Source organism: Candidatus Uhrbacteria bacterium (genome assembly GCA_016699205.1).
GTDB lineage: Bacteria > Patescibacteriota > Patescibacteriia > 2-12-FULL-60-25 > 2-12-FULL-60-25 > CAIXDN01.
Genome location: CP064964.1, coordinates 477,885 through 503,071, shown reverse-complemented (window position 1 = coordinate 503,071; position 25,187 = coordinate 477,885). Strand labels below are relative to the sequence as shown.

Here is a 25,187-nt window from a genome sequence, read left to right as displayed (position 1 = left end):
ATTTTTGTTTGTTACTCGCTTCGTTCGGGCTTTCGGAGAAGGCTCCAGAGAACGCCGAGCATAATTCCCGTAAACAATCCGTACACCGCGTTATTCATGAAGTTTGGACGCGCATACCAGCGAGAATCAAGCGGGGAGTCGATCACCTGCACGCGGATGGCCGAGCCAAAGTAATTCGGAGCTTGCTTGGCGATCTCGTTGGATGCCGCCACCACGAGGCTTCGTGCCTGCGCAACGTCGCGATGGTAAACGCTAACCGTCATGAGTCCGCTACCGGTATCGACGCTGGTCGAGATCGCGCGATTCCATGCAGCGCGGCGTTCATATTCTGCTGCAGGGAAATAATCAACATCGACGCCCTGCGCTTGTGCCAAAATATTTTCAAAAAAGGTCGAGGTACGCAGCAATTGTGAAAGGTTCTGCGCAATGCGCTCATTGGATTTCAACACCGTAAACGCATCAACGTTGACCGAGCCTGGCTGAGTAATCAATAAACGTACAGTCGAGTTGTATTGCAATGGCTGCAAAAAGGAAACGGCGAGAGCAAGGAGCGCTCCGGCGATACCGAGTCCGACAAGCGCACGCCACGAGGCGAGCAAGCTGCGAATCGGCTGATCTTTAATGGTCATAATTTATTTTTTTTATTTGATGGCCTCTGCGGTGTTGTGTGATCCGAGCGTCACACGCGCTTGAAACGATTGCCCGTTGCGTCGTCCGTACAAAGTGATCGTTACGCCAGGTCGATACTCGAGCAAGCGCTCGCCCAAATCCGCTGACCCATCAAGAATATCACGTTCCACGCGTTCGATCACATCATTCTCTGCCAAATTTCGATACGCTGGCGTCCCTGCAGGTACCGCGCGCACCCATGCGCCAAGCTGTGGAAGCGTCGAGCTTGTCGTATCAAGGGCAATATCCGCCAAATCGATACCGCGAATTCCCAAGAGCGGGCGCGTAATTGTATTCGTGCTGATCAGTTGTGCAAGGGTTGTCCCAAGTCCTTCGGCAGGAATAACAGCAGCGCCATTCACCGCATTCTCTTCCGCGATGCCGACCAATTTTCCTCCGCCATCCCACACGGCAGCTCCGGCATTTGCTCCAGCGAGACCCTCGACCAAGAATCGTCGTCCCGCTCGTTCACTCGAGAGAGCTTCACTGGTCAGCATTGATGAATCATCAATGACTAAATCCGCTCGCAGCTGGCCCGGACGCGGCTCGTACCAAACCGCAGCACCGCTCTCGACATCGGAAGCGCGTGCAAAAGCAGCGGCCGGCAATCCCTGTACGTTAATATTCAAGTAAACAATGTCAGTCGCTGTATCGCGAACGGCACGCAGCACAGGGTAGACACGGCCAGACCAAGCAACGCCCAACTCATTCAAGCGCAATCCGTTTACGGCAGACCAGCTTGTGGCAAGCCAGCCGTCGCTCGTGATCGCGACTGCGGCACCAAGCTCTCGCTCCGCAGCAACAGGCAAACCATCCGCGCGTCCGCGGCGGACAACCGTGACAACAGAAGAAATGCGTCGTTCCAAAAATGCTGGCGGGTAGGCAGGGACAAGGGGACGAGGTTCAATCGGAACTATTTGAACAGGCGGAATGATATCCGGCGTACTTGTTGTCACTGTTAAAGTGTCGATCTGGTCCCGAATAGCCTGAAATTGAGGCTGTACATAGGCCAGGGTCACGACCACCGCGGTAGCGGTTCCTGCGACAACGCCTGCCATCGTGGGTAACCACAACAAAACCGGATTTTTCATACCGGCAATTCTACCACGTTATGCCCAACGGGAAACCAGCAAAACCGTTAAAAACAGGACCGTGACACTCACGCCCTCGCTCCAGGCTGTCACTCGTCGCGGAATAGCGCCCGTGCTGTAGCGGCGGATACGTAGAGGAATCGCGATCAGAATCGCCGCCAAAGAGCCTTGTACGACGATGGAAACAGGTAAAATCAACGCCAGAATCCCAACTTGTAATCCGATCGCAGCGCCAAGAATGCCCCATCGAGTACGGTGTGTTCTTCCATGCGTATGTGGAGAGGTTAAAACAAATGCCAGCGCTCCCAAAGCCGCCATCGTAAGAGGTGTGATCCATTCCGGCGTTCGGATAAAGTAACCAAGTCCGGTTAATCCAAGGCAGGCAAAGAAAGCGGCGAGTGGCATGAACGCAACATTGAGCCGTGAGAGCCCGTGTACGGGATATCGAGCTGGATCAAATGCCAAAAGCCAAAGCATCTCAAGAGAGACTCCGGCTGAACCGGCCATCAGCAAGGAAAGGGCTACACGGCTCTCGGGAGCCTCGACCAGGAGAAAAGCAAAACCCATGGAAAGGAGAACAATGACCCCGGGTACCATTTTGGAACCCAGTTCTTCAATCGGTAATCGGCGATAGCTGATAAAACCTGCGCCAACCGCATAGGCGATAAGAGCGGCGACGAGCGGCCACGGATAAATCGAGGCGTCGCGCCATTGCCACTGGCAAGCGGCAAAGACAGCGAGTCCGATGAAAAGCGGAAGCCCGCGGACGAGGAGGAAAATCATGTTCCGTTCCTGAATCGTACATACTCCGCAGCTGCCACGGAACAGGCGGTTGCAACCGGAATCGCAAAGATGGCACCGACGGCTCCAAATAGTTTTGCCCCAACCAAAAACGCAAGAATGCTAATGACCGGATTCATGCCAACCGCTCGGCGCATCACCATCGGCGCGACGATATTATTTTGCAGCTGTTGAATCACGATGGTAGCGATGGCGACAACCAGCGCCATCCAAGGTGCAACCGTAAACGCAATGAACGTGGCAATCGATGCAGCAATAATCGGACCAATGTACGGAATGAACTCAAACAATCCGGCGACGAGTGCAAGGAGCAGGGGATAGGGAAGCCCGAGAATCGTGAAAAGAATAAAATAGGTTGTACAGATACTGGCTGACAATGCGAGCTGTCCGCGCATCCACGCACCAAGTTTTTCCACGACCTGCCACACGAGCCGGATGGCAAATTCCTGATAACGCTCCGGCACAAGACTGCGGAACGCTTTCCGTGCTGCTTCATCTTCAATAATAATATAAAAAGATAGCACGATGACGACGAGTGCGCCTGCGACACCGCCAGCGACAGTATTCAATGTTCCTAAAAATCCAAGCGCAACATCTTGTGCTTGTCCGGCAACACCGGCGATCGTCGGCGCGGTTCCGGTCTGGATGCCCATGCGCGCAGCCACGTCTTTCAAAAGACTTGTTGCATCCTGCAGCCAGCCAAGCGTGTTGCCAAAGGCTCCGGCAGCCAAGCGTGTTTGTTCAAGGAGCGCCGGAACCAAGAAACTGATCGCTGTAATCAAAACTCCGATCAGCAGGATGTACACAACGGCCACGGTCAATCCTTTTGGAATGCGATGACGCTCCGCCCATGTCGCGAGTGGATACATCACGCCCGCAATCAGGATCGCGGTAAATGTGTAGAGGAGAATATCTCTCAAGACCCAGGCCAAGCCCAAGGCAAGGACGATTCCGAGCACCTTGAGAATGGTTCCGGTACTGATGGCAATGACGCGGGGAGTTTCCATATCGTTATACGTGTTATACCGTACGGCCAAAGACCCATGAAGCCCTACGCAGAAAACCGGAAAGCCCGGCACGACTATCAGTTCCTGGAATCCTTTGAAGGAGGCCTGGTTTTGAGCGGTCCGGAGGTGAAATCGATCCGTGAGGGCGGAGCGAAGCTCGAGGGGGCCTACATCCGCCTCATCCGTGGTGAATTATGGCTGGTCGGAGCCCAAATTCGGCCCTATTCCAAGATGGCCAACCGGGATACCTACGAGATAGAACGGAATCGCAAGGTTCTGGTTACAGCCAAGGAATTGCGCAAGTTAACGGAAAAATTGGAGCAAAAAGGCTTGACACTTGTGCCCATTTCATTCTATCCTCTCCGCCGACGCATCAAAGTCTCGTTTGCCCTCGGTCGTGGGAAAAAAGCCCATGACAAGCGGGATTCCATCAAGGAACGCGACCGTATGCGCCATGCCCGTCGTTACGACGAGTAAACGGGGATGAATCAGCATCGACGACGTTCGTTCCATTTCGTTGCAAGCCGGACGCGCCTACGAGTCCGTAATCCACGTAGGTACAATGACAACTGCCAACGTCATTTCAAAGGTTCAGGACGCGATCGCTTCGGCTTTCCGCGCCCCGTCCTTCGCTCCGGTCCTCGCCTAACCGCGACTGTGGCCGGCCAGTCCCTCTTCCTCTGTTCCCGAGGTAGAGATCGACTGTCATAAATGGGAACTTGGTCGCGAGCGCGGTTTCCCGCTCATGACGACAGGCCCCGGAAACTTGGTTCCTGCGCTCTCGTCGGCTCCATGCCGCAGGAATGACACCCGACGTGCGTTGGGATGAGTCGTCCAAGCTTGTGAATGAAACGTCTTGGTCTTATGTTCGGACCCGGGTGCGATACCCGGCATCTCCACCACCCATTTTCTAATGAGAATTCACCATCGCCGCCGCGGCGGCTATCAAAAAAAAGAAGAACTCGTAAACTACTTGGTCAATGATCAGATCAAGTCGCCCGAGGTGAGTGTGATCGACGAAAACGGAGCCTTCTTGGGTCCGATGACCGTCGAGAAAGCACTCGCAACCGCGGTTGAACGCGGGTATGACCTCGTCGAGGTTTCACCCAAGGCCAATCCGCCGGTCTGCAAACTCCTCGATTACGGGCAATTCAAATATCATAAGGAGAAGGAGATCAAGGCCCAAAAGGCCCACGCCAAAAAGGTTGACGTGAAAGGCATCCGACTCTCCGTAAAGATGGGACAGGGGGACTTCGATACTCGCATCAACCAAGGTAAGGGTTTCCTTGCCGACGGTCACAAGCTCAATATCGAGATCCGCCTGCGTGGTCGCGAGAAAGAACATGGCGACATCGCCAGAAAGAAAATCCAGGAATACCTTGCAGAACTCACCAAAGAGTACGAACTCTTCATCGAGCAGCAGATCACCCGCACGGGCGGTAATGTCACGGCGATTGTCGGACGCAAATCCTAAACCTATTCATATGAAACAGAAAACATCCAAGACCCTCCGCAAACGCGTGGTCATCACCAAGACGGGCAAGCTGCTCAAGCGCAAGGGCGGTCAGGGTCACTTCAACAGCCGTGAATCCGGCACCACGACCCGCAACAAGCGCCGCGACATCTCCGTCGCCAAGGTCTACGTCCGCACGATCAAGTCACTTATTAACGCCTCCTAACTCCTATGCCTCGTGTTAAGCGCGGTACACACCGCATCAAGCGCCGCAAGAATATTCTTGCCCGTACAAAGGGCATGATGTGGGGCCGCAAATCCAAGATCACGCTCGCCAAGACAGCTGCCACAAAGAGTGGCCGCAACGCCTACGTCGGACGCAAACTCAAGAAGCGCGACAATCGCGGTCTTCAGCAGATGCGTATCAACGCCGCCGCCCGTTTGAACGGAACAATCTATTCCAAATTCATGGACAGCTTGAAAAAGCGCAACATTGAGCTCGACCGCAAGGTTCTCGCTGAGATTGCCATGAAACACCCGGAAGTCTTTGCTAAGCTTGTCAAAGCCTAAGCAATCATCCACACAAATCCCGCCGATCGGCGGGATTTGTGTTATACTGGCGGCATTCTCCTATGCCACGCAAAATGAAGAAGTTTGAAGATGTGCCTAAAATGCCAAGCCGGCAAGATTTGCCCGGTGCGGAACAATCTCCCAAAAAACGAAAAGAGAGTCGAGGGCAAAAAGCCGAACGATTCCAAGCCGAGACCTCTTCCGCAATGAAAGAGGAGATGGAGGAAGCGGCTTTACGCGAGCGTCTTGGCGCTATGAATGAAGAGCAGGCTTTTACAGCGCATGAGGCTGCAGAAAGCATGTTGAAAGAAGAGAAAAAGAAGCAATTTTTGAAAATGACAGGCAAAAGCGATTTTGAGAATGCCCGTGCAGCTCTCGAGCCCGCCAAACGTCGCGAGCGCGTTTCGCGTGAAGTTGCTCAAGAGAAAGTGATCAATGACTTATTGAAAGAAGACGAGCGTAAATCCGTGAAGGAAACGATTTCCAAAATGGCCGATGCGATCGATGCAGAGCCTAAGCCAGAGAAGGTTGACACCATGGCCCTTGTCTCGGAGCTCCAGGATATTGAGAGCAAGCGCATGATGGAAGAAGAGGTTCTTGGTTATGTTGAGAAGCCCAAGAAGCGCGCGAAAAAGCAGGAGACGGTCTCCATGAATCCTCGCCAAGAAATGGTGAAGGAATTGGTTGACCTTGAGAACGAGAATCAAAAGCAGGAAATCGCTCGCAAGGAGATGGAGGAGCTGGATAAAGAATGGGCCGAGCGCATCAAGCGCGATATCGAGGAAACGGAAGCCAAGACTTCCGAGCTTCTGAAACAGCCATCGGCGAAAGCCGAGAGCATGCAAAAAGCTCGTGAAGTCAGCCGTGAAGCCTTGGAAAAATACCAAAAGGAAGTCCAGTCCAAGCAGGAACGCGCGGAAGCTGGCAAGCGCATCCAAGCCAATGTCAGCGCCGAGCGCGCGTCTGCAGAGACGGACCCAGCCCGCAAACGCTCTCTTGCCAAGCTAAAGAAGTTGGAAGCCGAGCACGCCGCAACCGGCAATCGTTTACGCGATCTTACGGGCATGGAGCCGGAGGATGCATACGAGAAGCTCGTATTGAATGGCGGTTTCATGACGCGCATCCGCCGCGGTTTGGCGAAGCTCGCCAATGTTCCAACGTATGATTTACTGGACAGTTGGATCGAGTCCGGGAAAAAACTGGAAGAAGTAGACCGTGAAGTCATGGGTGTGAAGCCCGACTTGATGCAGAGCTTATCGGCCAAAGGTAAGCGCCAGAGAATCGATGTGGAAGAAGCAGCGCAGCAGGCTACGGATCGCGAGTTCATCGCTGAGAATCCGGAAGTCGCCGCTATCGATCAAGACTATAAGAGCGGCGTTGTCCGCAACGCAGAAGGTGGTGTCATCCAAGATGAAAAAGAGATTCGTGCCAAACGTCCGATGAGCCGCGTCCCATCCCGCAAAGTCTCGATGGGTACCGGTAGCATCAGCGACGCCATGTCGCGTGCCGAGCCGGTCCGACTCTATCAACCGGAGGCAGAATCGCCCTCGATGCCTAAGGATGTGAAGGAAGAAGAAAGCGTCACGCTCGAGTTCCAAAAGGAACGCGCGGCAGACATCAACACGGTTCGCAAAGAATACCCGCGTGCCGCCGAACTCTGGAACAGCATTGCCGCTCGCATGCAGGGGATGGAACAGGATCAGCTCGACGCCTTGCAAGAGGTCTTTGGCACGCGCGATCTCGCCACCGCTTATGTCCTCGACCGCGCCTTCTACGACATGGATGGCGACCAAGAGGCCAAGGCCCGCATAGCAGAAGCCGACAAAATCATGGGTATCGAGGAAGTTAGTCCAAAGAAAGCACGTCCAAAGTTAGTTAAGAAAGCCGCCTAAGAACCCCTCCGGGGTTCTTTTGTATCCATTGACAAAATCGCAATATTTTGATATATTTTTTGGTCCCCGAGAAGAGGAGAATCATGGAAAATCGGGATCGTTCCTTTTGGACCAAGGTAATTTCGCCCGCGCTGCGCGACCTCGTGATGCCGGAAATCAACGTCGTCAACGGCGTTTCGGCCCCCTTCGTCGAGCATCTCCCGCTCGAGGAGTGCGGCGACTTCGTCTGGGCCATCGTCTGCCTGAGCCGATGGTTCCCCGAGGAGGTTCTCAAGGGCTTCCGGCCCGACATCAAGCTCGCCGACACACGCGTCCGCGAGGCACTCCTCGCCAACGCGCTCCACATCGTCGACTTCCACAACTGCCCCGAGGGCGGTCTCATCCGTCTGATGATGCGTCTCAAGCGCAATGTCGATGCCTGCGCCGCGGGCAGCAAGCAGGAAGAGGCTCATCTGGAGGCGCTCGAGCGCATCGAGGAGATCGTTCTCTTCGTCGCGCAGCGCCATCCCTCTGCCGAGGGCTGGATCCGCGACCATAAGCCGGCCAAGCCCGCTTCCCTCGGGGAAGCCGTTCGCAACACCCGTCCCACCAAGCGGATGAGGGCGACTCCGTCCCATCTCAGGCTAGTCGGCCGCGGCGACTAGCAACTATCTCTGCACGACCCCTTTGCCACGCTGGCGGAGGGGTCGTGTTCTGTTTTTAGCGATTTTGGCTAACTTGCGTTTAATGAATGTTTTATTGACAAAAAGCCAAAAACGTGTTATATTATGTTGTTAATTAGCGCTGGAAATACCCGATTTTACGAGAAAAAGGCTAAGGTCTGAGGCTGTTAAACCTTCGACAAAGTCATTGTTTATAAGCCTTGACAAAAAGCTTAAAAAGTGATATTGTAATACGTTCTTTCAATGGCTAATCGTGCCTAAGACAGGTATTTGAGCCGTTCCGTCTCCTGGCGGGACGGCTCAAGGACCGGTCAATAATGACAGGTTCTCGCTATTTCCAAGTTTCAGATTCAGAACGATCAACCCGACCTCCACCCGGGGTCACAGACCACCGGGCCGGAAGGTTCGGAGAGGAGTTCCCATGAAGACCACCAACCTGTTCCTCGTCTCGTTCGCGATCGGCTTCGTGCTCACCCTCGGCCTCGCGTCCATCGCGGACGCTCAGGATCGTATCGTTCCCCCCGAGGGAGCGTCCCCGCCCTGTCTCCAGCACTTCAACGAGCTGTACGAGGACGGCACGATCAGCCTCGACGATGCAGCGGCCCTCACCAACACCTGTGTCGATGCAGATCGAACTGTCATGACGTTCTACGAGACGCTCTACGATCGCCTGAACGGCACGGGCGGCCGGCCGCACTTCACCAATATGGGCGAAGTCCGCGAGGCCTTCACCATGTGCCGCGAGGTCGAGGTCTGCCCCCGTGATCCGGAAGCGCCCAGCGCTCCGCGTACTCGTCGCCGACTCGTCGTGGAAGCTCGTGGCCCCCATCACATGGAAGGTCGCGGGTGGAATCGACAGGTCATCTGCGAGGACGGCACGGAGCCCGTGGAGGTTCCCTGGAATCGTGCGCGTTCCGAAGGCGAGAGCCGACGGCGCGCCGAGCCCGGAGTCACGCTGGTGATCATTCACTGTGTCGACTACTCCAATCCGGCAGCTCCTCCGATCGCTCGCGAGGAAGCAGAAGACGACCTTGAGGATGTGGGACGCAACTACGCGTTCCTCACCTACTACTGCAGCCCGACCCTGCCGGAAGGCGTGGTCCGGGATGCGGCATGGGCCGGCTTCTGCAACAGCTTCGACGAGTTCCGTCGTGACCTCGACGAGTTCCGCGGCGATCTGAACACCATGCGTGGACAGATCACCTCGATCCTGACGCGGCTAGGCGCTCTCGAAGGTGGCCTCTCGGTCATCTGCGACATCGACCCGGACGACTATCCGACGATGACGCGCGACCAGGTGATGCAGGCATGTCTCGCAGCTCGCGAGGACTACCTGCGTGACAGCGTCGGTTCCGGCAATGGCTGGCATCTCCGCTTCCACCTCGGCCTGGCCTTCCATGGTCTCGGCATCACGGCTCCGGCCGGCATCCTCGCTCCTCACGGAGTGGTGTACGCCGAGATCGAGGCCCTTCCGGTCGAGCACTTCGGGTTCTTCCTGCGCGGATACGTCGGGGCGGGCAACCTCCTCGATCGAATCGGCCAGTTCAACCCGGACGGCACGATCGGTGACGAGGGCATCTTTGGCGGATCGGCAGGCGCAACCTTCCGCTTCGACGAGATGTTCGCCCTCGACGTCGGTCTCGCGGCCTCCGCCGTGTTCAACCCCGGCGGCCAGATCGGTCGCAGCCTGCACACCTGGCCCGTGTTCCAGCTCGGTGGGGAAGTTCGCCTTCGGGTGAACCCGCTTCCGTGGCTGCACATCGAGGGCACGGCCGGCCTCGACTACACCCACACCGAGGTCCGACGTCCCAACGTCGATCACTTCGTCGGTGTCGATGGAGTCGGCTACGTCCTCTCACTGGGCGGCGGCGTCTCGTTCTGAACAACTGCTCGGGGGCCCGCTCTCTACATCTGTAGATCGAGCGGGCCCCCACACCATCCGGCTTTAGTAGCTGTCATTCCCGTGAAGACGGGAATCCAGTATCGGCTAATAGATCCAGATGGTGGGTCATGTGACTTACCAGAACTGCTCGATTCTCGCTCTCGCGTGAGCGGGAGAAAGGCTGAGGTCCAGATGATGAAGATCAACGGTTCGTTCCTTTCCATCACGATCTGCATGGGCCTCGCCGCCTGTGCCAACTACGTCCCGCCGGACGAGCACGGTCGCAATTGCGAGCCGGGCTCGATCATGCCGGGCTCCGAAGGCTGCGACATCCCCGGTTGCGACAGCAACCAGACGGCGCTCTTCTGCGCCGCGGATGGCCGCGCCTGGGATTGCCGGCTGAACGGCAGCGTCTGCGACACCACCCCGGACTGCCCGGGCGGTGGTGCGAGCTGCTCGCTCGGTCTCGGCGCCTGCCAGCGCTTCGGCACGACGTCCTGCCCCGCAGGTTCGTCGACCGCGTCCATCTGCAGTGCGGTCCCCGGTTCGCCGGTGTCCGAGATCTGCGGCGACGCGATCGACAACGACTGCGACGGCTCGGTCGACGACGGTTGCTCCACCTGCACGCCCACCGGCGTGGAGATCTGCGACAACCTCGACAACGACTGCGACGGACAGATCGACGAAGGCTGCGACGACGACAACGACGACCACTGTGACGGTGGCATGTCGATGGGTCCGAGCGGCTCGGTTCACTGCCCGCGCACCCCGCCGGGTCGTACGGTCGGCGACGACTGCGACGACACCAACGCCGGGCGTTGCCCGAGCGCGACCGAGATCTGCGGCAACGGCATCGACGAGGACTGCAACGGCAGTGACCTCGCCTGCGGCCCGACCTGCACGATCACCAACGGTGGTGTCGAGATCTGCGACGGCCGCGACAACAACTGCAACGGCTTCACCGACGAAGGTGGTGTCTGTGCGGTCTGCGAGGACAACCTCGGCGGCACGCTCCGCGTGCAGCCCACGGCCGCGCTCCGCGCGACCTGTGCTCGCGGTCTCGTGACGGTGGCCTGGGGTCCTGGTGGAACGGAGCTTCGCTCCATCGCCGGTGCCACGAGCTACTCGATCGTCATGAGCGGAAGCTGGCGCGGATGGGTTCGTCTCCAGGCCTTCTGCCCGGATGACGCGTCGCGTGGATCGGAGATCGGCTACTGGGCCGGCACGGTCACCGACTGGAACCCGCGCGTCGGCAACACGCTGCGTTCGGCAGGTTTCATCGTCGACATCGACGGTCGCGACCTCTCCGATGCGGGCTACGTCTGCCGCGAGGGCTCCTCATCGAGCTTCTCCAAGCCGCACGTCCCGCTCGACGAATGCAGCACCTTCGCCTGCCCGCTCTGAGGGCAAGCACACTCTGGAAAGTGAGCACTGGTTTCTACCGGTGCTCCTTCCCTCAAAGTTCATCATCAACCTGATGGCCTTCGAGGGGAGTACAAATCGCGAGATTTGTTCAAACCAAACGTTCCAGTTCAAAACCGAAAACAATCAACGCGGCTCCGACGCATCGGGCATGAAGAAGGGATCCAGAAGATCATGAAGAACACCCTCACCATCGTCTCGTTCGTCCTCGTCGCGCTCGTCTCCGGCTGCAACACCAGCCCCGACGGCCCCACGTACGGCACGGATGCCGGCGTCACCCCCGTGGGTGACAGCGGCCCGACGGTCCTCGCCGACGCGGCCACGACCACGTCGCCTCCGACCCCCTGGCGCCACTGCGGCGCCGACGGCATGAGCCCGACGCGCTTCCGCGTGACGGTGCTCGACGCCGCCAACGGCCCGCTCGGCTCCTGCGCCAGCGGCTGGGATCCGACGGCGTACAGCCTGCCGGTCACCGGCACGGTCTACACGCCGGGCTCGGACATCGACCAGCGCGTCCGTCCCGAGTGGGTCGGCGCCGAGGTCGATCTCGGGTTCCGCTGCTCCTCCGGCGACTACGCGGCCATCCCGGCGGGTTCGACCGCCATGTCGCGCAACGTCCGCATCGAGGTCTGGTACGACCCCGACGCGACCGGCGCCCCCGAGGACGTCTCGAGCATCGTGACGACGGCCGTCTCGCCTGGTGGCGGGTACGTCCTGCGTCTGCCGCTCTGCTCCTCGCTCCTCTAGCTCCTTCGCCCGCAAGGGCATCTCTGATCGCGCCCACCCTGACTTACTGGGGTGGGCGCTTTCGTTTTCGCTAAGCTCTGCGGTGGGGTTGACAAAACCATTATTTTATCGTAATTAAAGCCGTTACCACCCGGGTAATCCTTCCGGCCTTGAGTTCGCCTGATCCTCGTCTACCTCCTCCGGTGGCGATCGATCAGGCGGCCTCAGGGTCCGGAAGTCGGACCTTGCACAGAGCCAAGGAGGCGACATGCGTTTCACCCAGTTCCTGTTTCTCGTGATTTGCCAGCTCGCCGTCGTCTCCGGGGTTTCCGCCCAGGACGACGCCGGCACCGACTCGGGACTTCTCGAGTCGCTCGATCCGCTCGCCGCATGCATGGACGCATGCGCGCGTCGGTACGAGCTCTGCGTCACCGATGCAACCATCCCGCAGTGCATTGCCAACGTCGAGGAGTGTCACGGACTCGAGCCGCGCACCACCGAGATCATGGCGGCGTTCTGCGACGCTTGCGGCCGTGCGGCCGTCGGCTGCGAAGCTCCGGCAGCTCCGGTCGTCGCAGCCGCAACGGCCGACGCAGACCCCGAACCTCGTGCTCCTCGGCCCACAGCCGAGGAGCGCGAGCGTGAAGCACAGGCACGAGCCCGTGGCATCTGCGCGCGTCAGCGTGGCATCTGGGACGCGGAGTCCGTGATCCTCATGCCGGACGGCACGCTACGACTCGGCATCTGCCGAACGCCAGAAGGTGCCGAACTCGCTCGGATGATCCGCGACGAGTATGACGCTCGCACGGAAGCAGACGAGGGTCTCGATCGTCGCATCACGTCGGAGCGCGATGAGCGCATCGAGGCCATCCGTCTTTTGGACGAGCGAACGCGCGAGCGTTACTTCTTGCAGGAGGATCTGGTCAGCCAGATGCTCGCGAGCTTGGAGCGGCAGTCCGCGCGTCTACGCTGCCTCGAGCTCGGCGCCGAACGCGTCACGTACACCTCGAGCGCCCCGACATTCCATCCGGAGATCGCGCCTGGCCATGAAGGCCGCTGGGTCTACGAGGGAATGCGACGTGTCGATTACGAGTGCCCAGGAGCCGATGCCCGCTCGGGCATCGAGCCCGTCGGCTCGTCCTCGCGTACGTCGTCGGATTCATCTCCGATGCCCACGCGCCGTCCCGACGAGCACCCTACGCTCTTTGGTGACGGGTGGCGCCCGCGCTTGCGGCTCTCGCTGCTCGGTTGGGTCGGCTTCACGCCGCTCCACCCGACGCTCGCGCAGATGCGCGGCGGACTCGCCTCGACGCCGGCCGGTATCGGTTTCGAAGCGACGGTACTGCTTCCGCTCTATCGCGGTTTCTACATGGAGGGCGGCGTCGGCGTCACCTACGACGGACCCGACTTCAGCCCATATGCCACGCCGGCGCGTATCTGGTATCACGGAGGACTCTCGTACTACGTGATTCAGGAGCTCTCGATCGGCTTTGGCTACCTGGGCTCGGATCGCTTCCGGCCGACCATGCAAAGTGCCCACTCCTTTCACGGCGCCTACCTCGAACTCGCCATTCACGGGCGCTTGCGCGTCGTGGATGGAAGGATCGCCTCATCGCCCGACGTCAACGATCCAGCGATCGTCTTCACCATTCGTGGTGCGGGCGGTGCCTCGTTCCGACCGGCAACAGCAACAGCAGCCGACGGTCTCGTCCAGGTCCTTCTGGGTCTCGAGATCTGAAGTATCACTCCTGATCGCGGCCCTTCCCAACTCTGGGGAGGGCCGCTTTCGTTTGTGCTAGGATTCCGCCATGCCGATTCCCTTTGACCATTTCCTCGGAAATGCCCCGATCATCCGCATGCTTGAATCCCTGGCCGATCACCCCGGTCACGCCTATCTATTTCATGGCGCTGATGGTCTCGGAAAGCGTCTCGCCGCTCGTTCCTTTGCGAGTAAAATTTTACACGTCGACAACATCGATCACTTGCCCGCCCATCCGGATTTCATCGCGCTTGAAAGGGAAGAGGGGAGTAAAGAATTAAAGATCAAACAAACACGTGAGTTTGTCTCGCGTATGACCATGACCTCCGCACGCGGCGGTTTCAAAGTCGCGCTCATTCCGGAAGCGGATCGTCTCAATGAAGAATCTGCCAACGCTCTTCTCAAGTCCGTAGAAGAGCCTTCCGGCGATTCCGTTTTTATCTTTGTAACCGAACAGCCCGACCGTTTACCGGCAACGTTACGTTCCCGTCTTGCATCGATCGCATTCTCTCCTGTTCCATTGGCAGAACTTTCCGGAAAATTTTCAGCCGAGTTCATTCGCGCGAGCCGCGGCTGTCCCGGAATCGCCAGCCGCCTCCAAGCCGACCCGGAAGCATGGGAGTCGCGCAAGCGCGATGCGGCTGCTCTGATCGATATCTGGGCAACCCAGCCGCTTGGAAAAGAACTCGGAGAAATTGAACGCTTATACAAGCGCCTTCAATCAGAAGAAGACGCCGAGCTCGCCTGGCGCGCGATTCTCGTCGAGCTGATGCAGGTCATGCCGGAGCGCATTGCAGCCGATCCCGTAGCCTTTTCCCGCATCGGTCGAGGGCTCGCGCGGGCCTGGAATATGATCGGTTCCTCGCTCTCGCCGCATCTCGCGCTTGAATGGTCGGCCATTGAGCCGTATATTATAGGCAAACGTCCTTTACCCGATTTCCTCCACCCTCGATATCTATGAACCTTCGTACGCCTCACGCCTCACGCTACACGCTTCTCGTTGCTGCACCGATTCTTGCGCTTGCGCTTATGGGTCAGGGTTGTGGTAGTTCCCAGCCTGCAGCCGGTCCTGACGGCGGTATTTTTCGCAGCAAGGACAAAGGCGTCGCTTGGTCGCAGTTGAAGACGCTCAATGTCGGAGCCAAGCAGGGGAGCATTGCGAACGTTGGTATCGCAACGCTCGCGATTGATCCGCAGGATGTGAAGGCAGTTTATGCGGGTACAGAACAAAACGGCGTCATCTATTCTCTCGACGGCGGAGAATCATGGGAGCCGGCTCAAGGGCTCTCGAGCGGCCGTGTTCCAGCGGTCGCCGTTGATCCAAAAGACAAGTGCACGATTTACGCCACGCGTGAAAACCAGGTATTCAAGACCACCAACTGCTCGCGCGATTGGTCGGCTGTCTACTTTGATCCGCGCAGCATCAAGTTCACCTCGCTTGTCGTCGATTGGTTTAACTCAAATGTTTTGTACGCAGGTACAAGCGATGGCGATATCGTGAAATCGGAAAATGGCGGCGCCACCTGGCGTGTCGCGAACCGTGTTGATGGATACAAGATCAACCAGATCGCCATGGACCCGCGCGACTCACGCATTGTCTACGCCGCCACCGATCGCTACGGCATCATGAAGACCACGGACGCAGGCGCAACCTGGACGCAGATCCGCAAAGAGCTTCAAGAATTCGACAGCGCCAACCGCGCCAACATCGTCTTGCCTGATCCGTCCGTCGCTAATCGTGTCTACACGGTTTCCAAGTACGGCATCCTTCAGTCTAATGACGGCGGCACGACCTGGACCGCGCTCAAGCTTCCAACGCCGGCAGGCACAGTCGACATGAAGGCCTTCGCCGTCAATCCAAAAGACTCGCGTGAGCTCGTCTACGCCACCGATAAAGCCGTCATCTGGAGCGGTGATGGCGGACAGACCTGGACACCCAAGAAGCTTCCAACCTCCCGCGGCGCTTCCATCATCCTCTACGATCCTTCTTCCACCGCTGCCGCAGCCACGATTTACCTCGGCACATTGCCTCCAAAGAGCTAGGAAAGAACAAAGACTGGGCGCAAGCCCAGTCTTTACGTTTACCGCTTATCATGGCACTCTCGGCGTTATTCTATGCCCAATCGAATCGATGAACACAAAGCGGAATTCCAGGCCGCTCTCGAGCATTATCAGAAAGAACTTCACGGCATGCGCACCGGTCGCGCGAGCGCAGCCTTGGTAGAAGGTATCCGCGTAGAAGTCTACGGCCAAAGCATGGATCTCAAGTCCAACGCTTCTATTACGATTCCTGACAACAAGACGCTCCAGATCGAGCCATGGGACAAGTCCATCGTGAAAGATATTGAGAAGGCGTTGATCGATGCCAACATCGGCATGCAGCCAAACACGGCCGGAACAACCATCCGCCTCGTCATGCCTCCGATGACGGAAGAGAATCGCAAGAACATGGTGAAGCTCGTCAATCAGCGCGAGGAGCAAGCCAAGATCACGATTCGTAACATTCGTGAAAAGATCAAGACCGCTATTCAGGCCGATGAAAAAGAAAAAGTCATCTCGCAGGACGAGCGCACGCGCGAGCTCGAGAAGCTGGATAAGATGGTGGCCGAGTGGAACGCCAAAATCGATGCGCTAACCGCCGATAAAGAAAAAGAAATCATGACCGTATGATCTCACCCGAGAAAAAAATGGATTTGCTGATGTCGCTCTGCAAGCGACGCGGCTTTGTTTATCCCGACTCCGATATTTACGGCGGCTTTGCCAATGCCTGGGACTACGGCCCGAATGGTATCGAGCTAAAAAATAATATCCGCGATGCTTGGTGGAAGCGTTTTGTGCATGCTCGTGAAGATGTCGTCGGTGTCGACACGCCAATCATCCAGCACCCCAAGGTTTGGGAAGCTTCCGGTCACTTGGCGACCTTCAGTGATCCGCTCGTCGACTGCAAAAAATGTAAGCGCCGCTTCCGCGCCGACCACTTGCTTGAAGCCAAGCAAGCCGAGCCTGGTTACGACAAAGAAAACCCTTTCTCGATCAAAGATATCGACTGCCCTGAATGCGGCGGCGAGCTCACTGACATCAAGAATTTTAACTTGATGTTCAAAACCTTCGTCGGCGTCACGGAAGATACCGCCAACGTCGCCTATCTCCGTCCGGAGACTGCCGCCGGTATGTTTACCGCTTGGAAAAATGTCCGCGACACCATGCGCAAGCGTCTCCCATTCGGTATCGCCCAAGTTGGCAAAGCGTTCCGCAATGAAATCACGCCTGGCAACTTCATTTTCCGCACGCGTGAATTTGAGCAAATGGAAATCGAGTACTTCGTAAAACCGGATGACTCCGAGCGCGCCTTTGAAGAATGGTTGAAAGAGATGAAGTCATGGACGGAAGATGTCTTGAAGATCGATCCCAAGCACCTCGTCTACAAAGAGATCTCGGCCGAGGAACGCGCCTTCTATTCCAAGCGCACCGTCGATATCGAGTACCTGTATCCATTCGGTCAGAAAGAACTTTACGGCCTCGCCAATCGCACAGACTACGATTTGTCGCGCCATCAGGAATTCTCCGGTGAAGATCTGCGCTGGCTGGATCCGGAAACCAATGAAAAGATTTTGCCGCATGTCGTCGAGCCAACGTGGGGCTTGTCCCGCACCGTCCTCGCCGTCCTCGCAGAACACCTTGATGTCGATGAAGCGGAAACCACGGAAGGGGACACCGAGCCGCGCATGGTGCTCCGCCTGCCGCCTCGCCTCGCTCCGGTCAAAGCCGCCGTCCTGCCGCTCCAGAAAAAAGATGGTTTGGCTGATATCGGTCGCGAGCTCGCCGCCAAAATCCGCGCCGCCGGCCTCGTCGTCGAGTATGATGAAAGCGGTTCGATCGGCAAGCGCTATCGCCGTCAGGATGAAATTGGTACGCCATGGTGTTTCACCGTCGACTACGACACCAAGGAAAACAATACGGTCACCGTCCGCGACCGCGATGCCATGACCCAAGATCGCATCAAGATCGATGAAGTCGTTGCTTGGATCCAGGAGAAATTGTCGAAATAAGTAGACGCAGGTAAGGTAAGGGACGATTCGGTTGAATCGTCCCTTTTCTTTTATCTATGAAACCCATCGTAAAAAAGCTGAAGAACGGCATGACAGCTATTGTCGTCCCGCAAAAAGGCGCCACGTCCATGACCTTCATGGCCTTTTGTCGCGTTGGTTCCCGTTACGAGTCGCGTGATATTAACGGAGCCTCGCATTTCATTGAACACTTGATGTTCAAAGGCACCAAGCGCCGTCCGGATACGCTTACGATCTCTAAAGAACTCGACCGCTACGGCGCCGAGTACAATGCGTTCACATCAAAAGATCTTACGGCCTATTACGTAAAGATGGATGCAGCCAAAACCGGTCTTGCCGCCGACATTTTGCATGACATGATTTTCCATTCGCATTACGACCAGAAAGAATTGGATCGCGAGCGCGGCGTTATCGTGGAAGAGATCAACATGTACGAGGACAATCCGCGTATGCACATCGAGGATTTGCTTGAGGAAGTTTTGTTTCCCGATTCGACACTCGGTTGGAATATCGCCGGTCCTCGCGAAACGATCCGCACCGTCCCGCGCGAGAAGCTCATCAAGTACCGCGACGCGTACTACATCCCGGAACGTATGGCGGTTTGTGTTGCCGGCAAGATTGATAAAAACATCTGGAAGATTCTCGATAAAACATTTGGTTCCGTCAAAGCCCCCAAGACCCGCGTCGATCACGACTTCGAACGCTTCCACTCGCCAGCCAAGTTAAAAGACCCGGTCGCGTTCCAGCAAAAGAATACGGAGCAAGTCCAGCTCGCGATGGCATTCCATGCGCTTCCGCTCGGTCACAAGGATCTGCCGGCCGCATCGCTTCTTGCAACGATTCTCGGTGGCACCATGTCATCGCGCTTGTTTATCCAGGTGCGCGAGCGCCGCGGTCTGTGCTACTCGGTAAACGCATCGCATCAGCCATTGGAAGACATCGGTATCTTTGGTGTCATGAGCGGTCTCGACAAGACTCGTGTCGATGAAGCAGTGAAAGTTATTTGGAGCGAGTTAAAGAAAACAACCAAGGAACTGGTGAAGCCGGAAGAGCTCCGCCGCGCCAAAGATCATGTCCGCGGAAAGCTCATGCTCGCTTTTGAGGACTCTGCGACCCAAGCTGACTGGTACGGCAAGCAATGGATTTTCCAAAAAAGTATCGAGACGCCGGAACAGCGTTTGGCGAAGCTGGAAAAAGTCACCGCGGCCGATATTCGCCGCGTCGCCAAGTCGATTTTTAATCCGGACAAAATGGCCTCGGCTGTCATCGGACCTTTTGAGAGTAAAGACAAGGTGAAAAAGCTCTTTACCGTCTCTTGATTGTTTTTGCGATTTGCGGTAGGAATAACCCGCTTATGCGCAAGACTGTCATTGCCAATTGGAAGATGCATTATGGTCCGGTAAAAGCCGGAGCCTGGATTCGCGCCTTTCGCCGCGAACGTCTACCCAAGGATTTGGAGATCGGCGTTGCCGTCCCATTTGTCTCTCTTGCTGCCGCTCGTGCCTCGCTAGGACGTGCTGGAGTGCCTTATTTGGGCGCTCAGGACGCGTTCTGGGCCAATGAGGGCGCTTTCACCGGTGAGATCGGTCCAGCCATGCTCAAGGAGTTTGCCTTGTCATTCTGTTTGGTAGGCCACAGTGAGCGCCGCCAGCATCTTGGTGAGACGGACGACATGGTTGCCAAGAAAGCGATCGCTCTCCAAAAGAACGGAATCCGTCCGGTGATCTGCGTCGGAGAAACCGATGCTCAGCGCAAAAAAGGGGAGACGCTGAAAGTCGTCCGCGCCCAACTTGCCGCCGTCCTTTCCGCTGGTCTTAAAGTCGATGGCGCCGGTTCTCCGATGATCGCCTATGAACCCGTCTGGGCAATTGGCAGCGGCAAGGCTTGTTCTGCTCAGGACGCCAAAGGTGTTCACGAGGCGATCCATGAAGCGCTCGTCAAAAAGTTCGGCAAGTCTGCCAACGAGATTCCGGTGCTCTACGGCGGCTCTGTTGATGCCCGCAATGTTGCGGAATACATGTCGACCACCCACATCGACGGCGTGCTTGTCGGTTCCGCTTCTCTCGACCCCCGCGCTTTTGGCATGTTGTGCCGCGCATCGCTTCCGGCCTAAACTGTTTCCATGTACGTCGCATTGATTGCGTATATCGTTGCCGCCCTCGCCTTTGCTGTGATGGTGTATTTCATCGTGCGTCACTGGAAAGAGATCCGTCTGCTCGATCCGCGCTCGATTAAAGAAGAGCGTCAAAAAGAAGAGCGCGAGAAACTCATCACGCGCCGCTTTGAACGCGTCAGCGCCGACCGTCTCGCTGCCTTGCAACGCATCGGCCGCACCGTCGCCCGCAAAACCAAGGAGTCCTACAAGCGCACGGAAGAGCGTTTGCAGTCTTTTGATAATCTCTACCGCAAAGTCAAAAGCCCATTTTCCGCCATGGCTCCAAGCCAGCGTGAACGTATCAAGACATTGCTCTCGGAAGCACGTTCCCTGATTCGTGATCTCAAATGGGCCGATGCTGAGCGCCGCCTTCTTGAAGTGCTATCCCTCGATCAGCGCCAGCTCGACGCCTATAAATTGCTCGGCACGCTCTACCTCCGTCAAAAGCTCTACCCGCAGGCTCGCGAGACATTTGAGTTTCTCGTAAAGACCCGTAAAGCCGACGATAGTACGTATGCCGGCTTGGCCGAGATCGCCAAAGCGGAGGGTAATTTCCAAATCGCCGAGGCCATGTTGGTCAAAGCGGTCGATGCGAGCCCCCGCCAACCACATCGCCACGCCGAGCTCGCTAGCTTCTATATTGAACGCTCGGCACCGGCCAAGGCCTGGCCCTATGCCAAGCGTGCCAGCGAGCTTGAACCGGGTTCGGCCAAATACCTTGAACTATCTTTGGAGACTGCTATACTCCTCGGCGATCGAAAAGAGGCCCGCGCCCGCTATAACCGCCTGCGCCTGCTCTCCGACGATCCAGCCCGTTTCCAGGTCTTCAAAGACAAGATCGAGGCAATCGAAAAATAAAATACGCCGCAGTAGCTCAGTTGGTAGAGCGTGTCCATGGTAAGGACAAGGTCACCGGTTCAATCCCGGTCTGTGGCTCCATCGAGCTTAGCTCGATTTCGCGAATCATAGGTCGGAAGCTTAGCTTCCGTCAGCATTGGTTTGTGGAACCGAGCTAAGCTCGCGCGGGTGGGTACCCAAGCGGTCAACGGGGGCAGACTGTAAATCTGCTGGCCTTGCGCCTTCGAAGGTTCGAATCCTTCCCCACCCACCACGGAAAAACCCCGTCTGTCTTCAGACGGGGTTTTCCATTAGAATCAATATCGATATGCAAAAAATCACCCCCTGCCTCTGGTTTGATAAGAACTGCGAAGAAGCGATCAATTTTTATACGAGCGTCTTTCCAAATTCCAAGATTTCATCGATTCTGCGCTACCCAAGCGATATGCAGGTCGGCCCGATGACCGATATGGCTGGCAAAGTCCTGACGGCAGTTTTTGAACTGAACGGCCTTGCCTTCCAGGCGCTCGACGGTGGTCCGTTGTTCAAAATCAACCCATCCATCAATTTCATGGTGAACTTTGATCCGTCGCGTGACGCGGATGCCGCAGCCCATCTCGACGATCTTTGGGCCAAACTTTCAGAAGGTGGCAGCGCACTGATGCCGATCGGAGAATATCCTTTCTCTAAGCGCTACGGTTGGATTCAAGACCGCTTTGGCGTTTCTTGGCAGCTCATCCTGACAAATCCGGAAGGCGAACCGCGCCCTAACATTATTCCGTCGATGTTGTTTGTTGGCGATGTCTGCGGCAAAGCCGAGGAAGCGCTTAACTTCTACGCTTCACTTTTCAAGAACTCGCGTATGGGAACGGTCGCGCACTATCCAGCCGGCATGGAACCGGATAAGGCTGGTACCGCCATGTTCGCAGAGGCATCTCTTTCCGGGGAGTGGCTTGTCGCCATGGACAGCGCACGAATGCATGATTTTTCCTTCAATGAAGGCGTCTCGCTTTCTATTGATTGCGCTGACCAAGCCGAGGTCGATTATTTCTGGAACAAGCTCACGGAAGAGGGCGAGGAAAGCATGTGTGGCTGGCTCAAGGATAAATACGGGGTATCGTGGCAGGTCGCGCCGCACGTTCTCGTCGACTATATGACTGATCCTGATCAAGAAAAAGTGAAGCGTGTCACGGCGGCTTTTATGAAGATGAAAAAATTCGACATCGCCAAGCTCCAAGCAGCTTACGAGGGAAAGATGTAATCAAAAATATGAATTCAAGCGCCAACAAATTCAAAGACGTTGCCAGCTACATCGCCTCGGCTCCAAAGGCTGTTCAAAAAACCTTGAAACAAATTCAAGCAACCGTACGCAAAGCTTCTCCGGAAGCAGTAGAAGGCATCGCTTACGGCATGCCCGCCTACAAGCTGAATGGAAAGCCGCTCGCGTATTTTGCGGTATTCGAGCATCACATCGGATTTTACGCGACGCCAAACGCGCATACGGCTTTCAAAAAAGAGCTCGCTAAATACAAGCAGGGGAAAGGTTCCGTACAGTTCCCGATCGATCAACCAATCCCGTTGGCGCTCATCGAGAAAATGGTGAAGTTTAATGCAGTAGGAAATCAACCTAAGCAGACCGGAATTCCCAAAGAAATTCTCGCCTACAACAATCGCCAGTCCAAGGGAGATAAATTGATCTGCGACAAGCTCGCCAAAGAAATCGACCGAGGCTTATCCAAGGCCGAGCGTAAAATCTGGCACGCGCATCCTGTTTGGTTCTTGGACGGCAATCCAATCGTCGGATATTCCAAGCTAAAGGACGGTGTCCGATTAATGTTTTGGAGCGGCGCCTCGTTTGGCGTCAAAGAACTCATCCCCGGAACCGGCAAATTCAAAGACGCATCCGTGACCTACGCGTCCGCAGACAAGATTCGAGCAAACGACTTGGCTCGCTGGTTGAAAAAAGCCAAAGACATTCAGTGGGACTACAAGAACATCGTTAAGCGTAAAGGAAAGTTAATAAGAATGGCTCAGAAATAATCTATGAAGTCTTCACCTCGCTTTCTCGCGGCCTTTGGTGTCGCTGCTGCCTTGCTTGGCGGCGGTTGCATGCCAAATACTCAGCCAGAACCAACAACGATTACCCAGCCCGCGGGCTCAACCGTTTTGGAATTCAAAACCGTCACCACCAAAAAAGGAAAAACAGACAGCCTGCGCAACATCAAGGTCGATAGCTCCGGCGGCAAGCTTTCCGACCCGCTCAAAATCACCGGCGAAGCCCGTCTCTGGTATTTTGAAGCTGTTTTCCCGGTCGAGCTCCGCGACTCTGCTGACCGCATGCTCGGACTCGGTCCTGCTCAAGCCAAGTCCGATTGGATGACGGAAGAATGGGTCCCGTTTGAAGTTCAATTCACGTTCCCGGAACAGCCAGCCGGAAGCCGTGGCACTATTATCATGATGAATGACAACCCATCCGGCTTGGAAGAAAATTCTGACTCATTTGAGATTCCCGTTACGTTCTAATATGCCTATCATTAAAGACGACAAGGATCTTCCAAAGACGGAAGAAGAGTGGAAGAAAATTCTGACGCCCGAGGAGTATCACGTGCTCCGGGAAAAGGGGACAGACCGTCCTTTTGCCAATAAATACGATCATGAATTTGGCGACGGCACGTACAAGTGCGCCGCTTGCGGGGCCGAGCTCTTCGATTCCAAGGCTAAATACGATTCCGGCTGCGGCTGGCCGGCCTTCTTCGCAGCCGCCGGCGGCGACCGCGTCAAATTCCACGACGACTCAACACTCGGCATGCAGCGCATCGAGGTAACCTGCGCACGCTGCGGCTCCCACCTCGGTCATATCTTCGACGACGGCCCATCCGAACATGGCGGCAAACGCTTCTGTATCAACTCCACGTCGATTGACCTCGCTAAAAAGTAACTAGTCGTTCCCAATCACGATCAATTCCTCGCGCGCTCGCGTAATCGCCGTATACAGCCAGCGCTTCCATTGTTCATCATCCATTTTCTGGAAGCGTTCTTCAAAAAGCACAACGCGCTTGGCCTGCGAGCCCTGCGCTTTGTGCACCGTAAGTGCATAACCAAAATCAAAACGCGCTCCGATTTCTTTCGGACCCAATCCCTCCACCGTTTCCGCGCCTTTCTCCGACATAAATCCGTGTTTTGATACGCGTCCATCAAAACGTCGGCCATCTTCTGCAAAGTCGATGCTCATTTGATACCAGTGTGCGCCATCCGGTTCGCACGATTCCACGTAGCCAGTCATGCCGTTGTAGATCGGCTCGCTTTGATTGTAATCATTCTTCAAGCACACGACGCGGTCGCCAGCTTCCGGCTCATCCGACTCGCGCCCCAGCTTTCGCCGAATGGTTCGATTCAATTCGATGCGTGTTTTGTTGCGGCCGCAGAGCAAAAGTCGATCATCCGACGCCTCATCCATCAGCTCGTCGATCACGGTCTGCATATCGGAAGGCTCATCCTTGGCCCACGAGTATTTATGCACGCCTTTTCCATACGATCCCGCATCAATTTTTCCCGTGTATCTCACTTCATGTGCGAGCTGAATGATCGGATTTCCCTCCGCCTGTCGATGCACGCGCTCAAGCGTCATGTCCGGCTTTTCCATCAAATTAAAACTCCCTTCAATCGGCGGTAGCTGTCCATGATCGCCAATAGCGATGACAGGACGGCCCGTCCCAAGGAGATCGAGCCACAAGCGTTGATTCACCATCGATGCCTCATCCACCACGATCAAATCCGCCTCGACTTCTTTGGTCCGCTGCCAGCCTGTAATATTCCCTTTCTTATCGACCATGGGAGAGTAGAGGAGCGAGTGAATCGTGCCGCAGGTATCACCCTCGCGGATCGCTCCATGTAATTCCAAGGTGTTTCGCAGTACCTGGCTTGCCTTGCCCGTAAAGGCGCAAAACGCGATTGTATGGCCGGCATTCTTATTGGCTAAGATGGCACGCAAAGCGGCCGCCACGGTCGTTTTACCGGTTCCGGCATAGCCTCCAAGCGTGATGGCAGGACCTACGGGTTTTTTGATCCAAGCAAGTAATCGCTCCAGGGCCTGGGCTTGGTCAGAAGATAAGGAAAAGTCCGGCATGCGAGAGATGCTACCCCCTGGTCAGTGGGTTGACAAAACCGCGTTTTTTTGGTTAGATAAGCCGTTCG

The 25,187-nt window shown here is 56.3% G+C and carries 26 protein-coding genes, 2 tRNA genes, 1 other RNA gene and 1 pseudogene; 25 read left to right on the top strand and 5 right to left on the bottom strand.

Translation table 11 applies throughout. The annotated features are described in order from the left end of the window. Nucleotides 1-11: 11 nt before the first annotated feature. The 4 genes from IPH19_02530 to IPH19_02515 are packed head-to-tail and all read right to left on the bottom strand — an operon-like array spanning nt 12 to nt 3,568. Nucleotides 12-629 carry a hypothetical protein gene (locus IPH19_02530; GenBank protein ID QQR61309.1) on the bottom strand — a complete coding sequence of 206 codons (618 nt, stop codon included), beginning with the start codon at nt 627-629 and terminating at the stop codon, nt 12-14. A gap of 12 nt (nt 630-641) precedes the next feature. Further along, a complete protein-coding gene (locus IPH19_02525; protein ID QQR61308.1) occupies nt 642-1,760 on the bottom strand; it encodes a serine protease in 1,119 nt (372 codons plus the stop codon). Nucleotides 1,761-1,778: 18 nt separating this feature from the next. Further along, on the bottom strand, nt 1,779-2,543 hold the full coding sequence (locus IPH19_02520) for a hypothetical protein (protein ID QQR61307.1): 765 nt from the start codon (nt 2,541-2,543) through the stop codon (nt 1,779-1,781). Further along, nucleotides 2,540-3,568 (bottom strand): AI-2E family transporter, encoded by a 1,029-nt coding sequence (locus IPH19_02515; protein QQR61306.1) that lies wholly within the window; start codon nt 3,566-3,568, stop codon nt 2,540-2,542. Before IPH19_02515 ends, IPH19_02520 begins: the two co-directional genes overlap by 4 nt. A 36-nt stretch (nt 3,569-3,604) precedes the next feature. Here IPH19_02515 and smpB point away from each other — a divergent pair, with 36 nt between their 5' ends. The 25 genes and pseudogenes from smpB (at nt 3,605) to msrB (ending at nt 23,931) form a co-directional block, all read left to right on the top strand. Then, complete coding sequence (smpB, locus tag IPH19_02510) at nt 3,605-4,045, top strand: SsrA-binding protein SmpB (protein QQR61305.1); 441 nt, start codon at nt 3,605-3,607, stop codon at nt 4,043-4,045. A 2-nt stretch (nt 4,046-4,047) separates the two neighbouring features. Beyond that, nucleotides 4,048-4,470, top strand: a transfer-messenger RNA (tmRNA) gene (gene ssrA / locus IPH19_02505). Between the two features lie 11 nt (nt 4,471-4,481). Further along, nucleotides 4,482-5,042: a translation initiation factor IF-3 gene (gene infC / locus IPH19_02500; protein ID QQR61304.1), complete on the top strand. Its 561-nt coding sequence runs from the start codon at nt 4,482-4,484 to the stop codon at nt 5,040-5,042. A 10-nt stretch (nt 5,043-5,052) separates the two neighbouring features. Next, nucleotides 5,053-5,247, top strand: a complete 195-nt coding sequence (locus IPH19_02495) for a 50S ribosomal protein L35 (protein QQR61303.1) — start codon at nt 5,053-5,055, stop codon at nt 5,245-5,247. A 5-nt stretch (nt 5,248-5,252) separates the two neighbouring features. Next, nucleotides 5,253-5,591 carry a 50S ribosomal protein L20 gene (gene rplT / locus IPH19_02490; GenBank protein ID QQR61302.1) on the top strand — a complete coding sequence of 113 codons (339 nt, stop codon included), beginning with the start codon at nt 5,253-5,255 and terminating at the stop codon, nt 5,589-5,591. Nucleotides 5,592-5,653: 62 nt separating this feature from the next. Beyond that, the gene (locus tag IPH19_02485) at nt 5,654-7,483 is read left to right on the top strand and encodes a hypothetical protein (protein ID QQR61301.1); all 1,830 of its coding nucleotides are present in this window, start codon (nt 5,654-5,656) and stop codon (nt 7,481-7,483) included. A gap of 83 nt (nt 7,484-7,566) precedes the next feature. After that, complete coding sequence (locus IPH19_02480) at nt 7,567-8,127, top strand: hypothetical protein (protein QQR61300.1); 561 nt, start codon at nt 7,567-7,569, stop codon at nt 8,125-8,127. 439 nt (nt 8,128-8,566) lie between these two features. Then, nucleotides 8,567-10,027 carry a hypothetical protein gene (locus tag IPH19_02475; protein QQR61299.1) on the top strand — a complete coding sequence of 487 codons (1,461 nt, stop codon included), beginning with the start codon at nt 8,567-8,569 and terminating at the stop codon, nt 10,025-10,027. 192 nt (nt 10,028-10,219) lie between these two features. Continuing rightward, nucleotides 10,220-11,431 (top strand): putative metal-binding motif-containing protein, encoded by a 1,212-nt coding sequence (locus tag IPH19_02470; protein ID QQR61298.1) that lies wholly within the window; start codon nt 10,220-10,222, stop codon nt 11,429-11,431. 105 nt (nt 11,432-11,536) lie between these two features. Further along, complete coding sequence (locus IPH19_02465; protein ID QQR61297.1) at nt 11,537-12,196, top strand: hypothetical protein; 660 nt, start codon at nt 11,537-11,539, stop codon at nt 12,194-12,196. Nucleotides 12,197-12,443: 247 nt separating this feature from the next. Further along, a complete protein-coding gene (locus tag IPH19_02460) occupies nt 12,444-13,913 on the top strand; it encodes a hypothetical protein (protein QQR61296.1) in 1,470 nt (489 codons plus the stop codon). Nucleotides 13,914-13,983: 70 nt separating this feature from the next. Continuing rightward, the gene (locus IPH19_02455; protein ID QQR61295.1) at nt 13,984-14,895 is read left to right on the top strand and encodes an AAA family ATPase; all 912 of its coding nucleotides are present in this window, start codon (nt 13,984-13,986) and stop codon (nt 14,893-14,895) included. Continuing rightward, entirely contained in the window at nt 14,892-15,977 is a 1,086-nt protein-coding gene (locus tag IPH19_02450; GenBank protein QQR61294.1) for a hypothetical protein, read from the top strand. Before IPH19_02455 ends, IPH19_02450 begins: the two co-directional genes overlap by 4 nt. Nucleotides 15,978-16,049: 72 nt before the next feature. After that, complete coding sequence (gene frr / locus IPH19_02445) at nt 16,050-16,604, top strand: ribosome recycling factor (protein ID QQR61293.1); 555 nt, start codon at nt 16,050-16,052, stop codon at nt 16,602-16,604. After that, nucleotides 16,604-17,983 (top strand): glycine--tRNA ligase, encoded by a 1,380-nt coding sequence (locus IPH19_02440; GenBank protein ID QQR61358.1) that lies wholly within the window; start codon nt 16,604-16,606, stop codon nt 17,981-17,983. Before frr ends, IPH19_02440 begins: the two co-directional genes overlap by 1 nt. Before the next feature lie 56 nt (nt 17,984-18,039). Beyond that, a complete protein-coding gene (locus IPH19_02435; protein QQR61292.1) occupies nt 18,040-19,320 on the top strand; it encodes an insulinase family protein in 1,281 nt (426 codons plus the stop codon). Nucleotides 19,321-19,355: 35 nt separating this feature from the next. Next, nucleotides 19,356-20,114 (top strand): triose-phosphate isomerase, encoded by a 759-nt coding sequence (locus tag IPH19_02430; protein ID QQR61291.1) that lies wholly within the window; start codon nt 19,356-19,358, stop codon nt 20,112-20,114. A gap of 9 nt (nt 20,115-20,123) precedes the next feature. Next, complete coding sequence (locus tag IPH19_02425) at nt 20,124-21,014, top strand: hypothetical protein (protein ID QQR61290.1); 891 nt, start codon at nt 20,124-20,126, stop codon at nt 21,012-21,014. 5 nt (nt 21,015-21,019) lie between these two features. Then, nucleotides 21,020-21,095: transfer RNA gene (locus tag IPH19_02420), tRNA-Thr, on the top strand. An 85-nt stretch (nt 21,096-21,180) separates the two neighbouring features. After that, nucleotides 21,181-21,267: transfer RNA gene (locus tag IPH19_02415), tRNA-Tyr, on the top strand. 54 nt (nt 21,268-21,321) lie between these two features. Continuing rightward, nucleotides 21,322-22,254: a VOC family protein gene (locus tag IPH19_02410; GenBank protein ID QQR61289.1), complete on the top strand. Its 933-nt coding sequence runs from the start codon at nt 21,322-21,324 to the stop codon at nt 22,252-22,254. Between the two features lie 8 nt (nt 22,255-22,262). Beyond that, nucleotides 22,263-22,601: pseudogene (locus IPH19_02405) on the top strand (DUF1801 domain-containing protein). Nucleotides 22,602-22,634: 33 nt separating this feature from the next. After that, complete coding sequence (locus tag IPH19_02400; protein QQR61357.1) at nt 22,635-23,033, top strand: DUF1801 domain-containing protein; 399 nt, start codon at nt 22,635-22,637, stop codon at nt 23,031-23,033. A gap of 3 nt (nt 23,034-23,036) precedes the next feature. Next, nucleotides 23,037-23,516, top strand: a complete 480-nt coding sequence (locus IPH19_02395) for a hypothetical protein (protein ID QQR61288.1) — start codon at nt 23,037-23,039, stop codon at nt 23,514-23,516. 1 nt (nt 23,517) lies between these two features. Further along, the gene (gene msrB / locus IPH19_02390; GenBank protein QQR61287.1) at nt 23,518-23,931 is read left to right on the top strand and encodes a peptide-methionine (R)-S-oxide reductase MsrB; all 414 of its coding nucleotides are present in this window, start codon (nt 23,518-23,520) and stop codon (nt 23,929-23,931) included. Here msrB and IPH19_02385 read toward each other — a convergent pair whose 3' ends face one another. Continuing rightward, nucleotides 23,932-25,119: an AAA family ATPase gene (locus tag IPH19_02385; protein ID QQR61286.1), complete on the bottom strand. Its 1,188-nt coding sequence runs from the start codon at nt 25,117-25,119 to the stop codon at nt 23,932-23,934. Nucleotides 25,120-25,187 lie beyond the last annotated feature (68 nt).

What these genes read in the sequence shown, in the direction of transcription:
- IPH19_02520 (QQR61307.1), bottom strand. Translation starts at nt 2,543, where the DNA reads ATGATTTTCCTCCTCGTCCGCGGGCTTCCGCTTTTCATCGGACTCGCT.
- IPH19_02475 (QQR61299.1), top strand. Translation starts at nt 8,567, where the DNA reads ATGAAGACCACCAACCTGTTCCTCGTCTCGTTCGCGATCGGCTTCGTG.
- IPH19_02395 (QQR61288.1), top strand. Translation starts at nt 23,037, where the DNA reads ATGAAGTCTTCACCTCGCTTTCTCGCGGCCTTTGGTGTCGCTGCTGCC.
- infC (QQR61304.1), top strand. Translation starts at nt 4,482, where the DNA reads ATGAGAATTCACCATCGCCGCCGCGGCGGCTATCAAAAAAAAGAAGAA.
- IPH19_02460 (QQR61296.1), top strand. Translation starts at nt 12,444, where the DNA reads ATGCGTTTCACCCAGTTCCTGTTTCTCGTGATTTGCCAGCTCGCCGTC.
- IPH19_02425 (QQR61290.1), top strand. Translation starts at nt 20,124, where the DNA reads ATGTACGTCGCATTGATTGCGTATATCGTTGCCGCCCTCGCCTTTGCT.
- IPH19_02530 (QQR61309.1), bottom strand. Translation starts at nt 629, where the DNA reads ATGACCATTAAAGATCAGCCGATTCGCAGCTTGCTCGCCTCGTGGCGT.
- rplT (QQR61302.1), top strand. Translation starts at nt 5,253, where the DNA reads ATGCCTCGTGTTAAGCGCGGTACACACCGCATCAAGCGCCGCAAGAAT.
- IPH19_02450 (QQR61294.1), top strand. Translation starts at nt 14,892, where the DNA reads ATGAACCTTCGTACGCCTCACGCCTCACGCTACACGCTTCTCGTTGCT.
- IPH19_02525 (QQR61308.1), bottom strand. Translation starts at nt 1,760, where the DNA reads ATGAAAAATCCGGTTTTGTTGTGGTTACCCACGATGGCAGGCGTTGTC.
- IPH19_02470 (QQR61298.1), top strand. Translation starts at nt 10,220, where the DNA reads ATGATGAAGATCAACGGTTCGTTCCTTTCCATCACGATCTGCATGGGC.
- smpB (QQR61305.1), top strand. Translation starts at nt 3,605, where the DNA reads ATGAAGCCCTACGCAGAAAACCGGAAAGCCCGGCACGACTATCAGTTC.
- IPH19_02480 (QQR61300.1), top strand. Translation starts at nt 7,567, where the DNA reads ATGGAAAATCGGGATCGTTCCTTTTGGACCAAGGTAATTTCGCCCGCG.
- IPH19_02495 (QQR61303.1), top strand. Translation starts at nt 5,053, where the DNA reads ATGAAACAGAAAACATCCAAGACCCTCCGCAAACGCGTGGTCATCACC.
- frr (QQR61293.1), top strand. Translation starts at nt 16,050, where the DNA reads ATGCCCAATCGAATCGATGAACACAAAGCGGAATTCCAGGCCGCTCTC.
- IPH19_02455 (QQR61295.1), top strand. Translation starts at nt 13,984, where the DNA reads ATGCCGATTCCCTTTGACCATTTCCTCGGAAATGCCCCGATCATCCGC.
- IPH19_02435 (QQR61292.1), top strand. Translation starts at nt 18,040, where the DNA reads ATGAAACCCATCGTAAAAAAGCTGAAGAACGGCATGACAGCTATTGTC.
- msrB (QQR61287.1), top strand. Translation starts at nt 23,518, where the DNA reads ATGCCTATCATTAAAGACGACAAGGATCTTCCAAAGACGGAAGAAGAG.
- IPH19_02410 (QQR61289.1), top strand. Translation starts at nt 21,322, where the DNA reads ATGCAAAAAATCACCCCCTGCCTCTGGTTTGATAAGAACTGCGAAGAA.
- IPH19_02385 (QQR61286.1), bottom strand. Translation starts at nt 25,119, where the DNA reads ATGCCGGACTTTTCCTTATCTTCTGACCAAGCCCAGGCCCTGGAGCGA.
- IPH19_02430 (QQR61291.1), top strand. Translation starts at nt 19,356, where the DNA reads ATGCGCAAGACTGTCATTGCCAATTGGAAGATGCATTATGGTCCGGTA.
- IPH19_02485 (QQR61301.1), top strand. Translation starts at nt 5,654, where the DNA reads ATGCCACGCAAAATGAAGAAGTTTGAAGATGTGCCTAAAATGCCAAGC.
- IPH19_02515 (QQR61306.1), bottom strand. Translation starts at nt 3,568, where the DNA reads ATGGAAACTCCCCGCGTCATTGCCATCAGTACCGGAACCATTCTCAAG.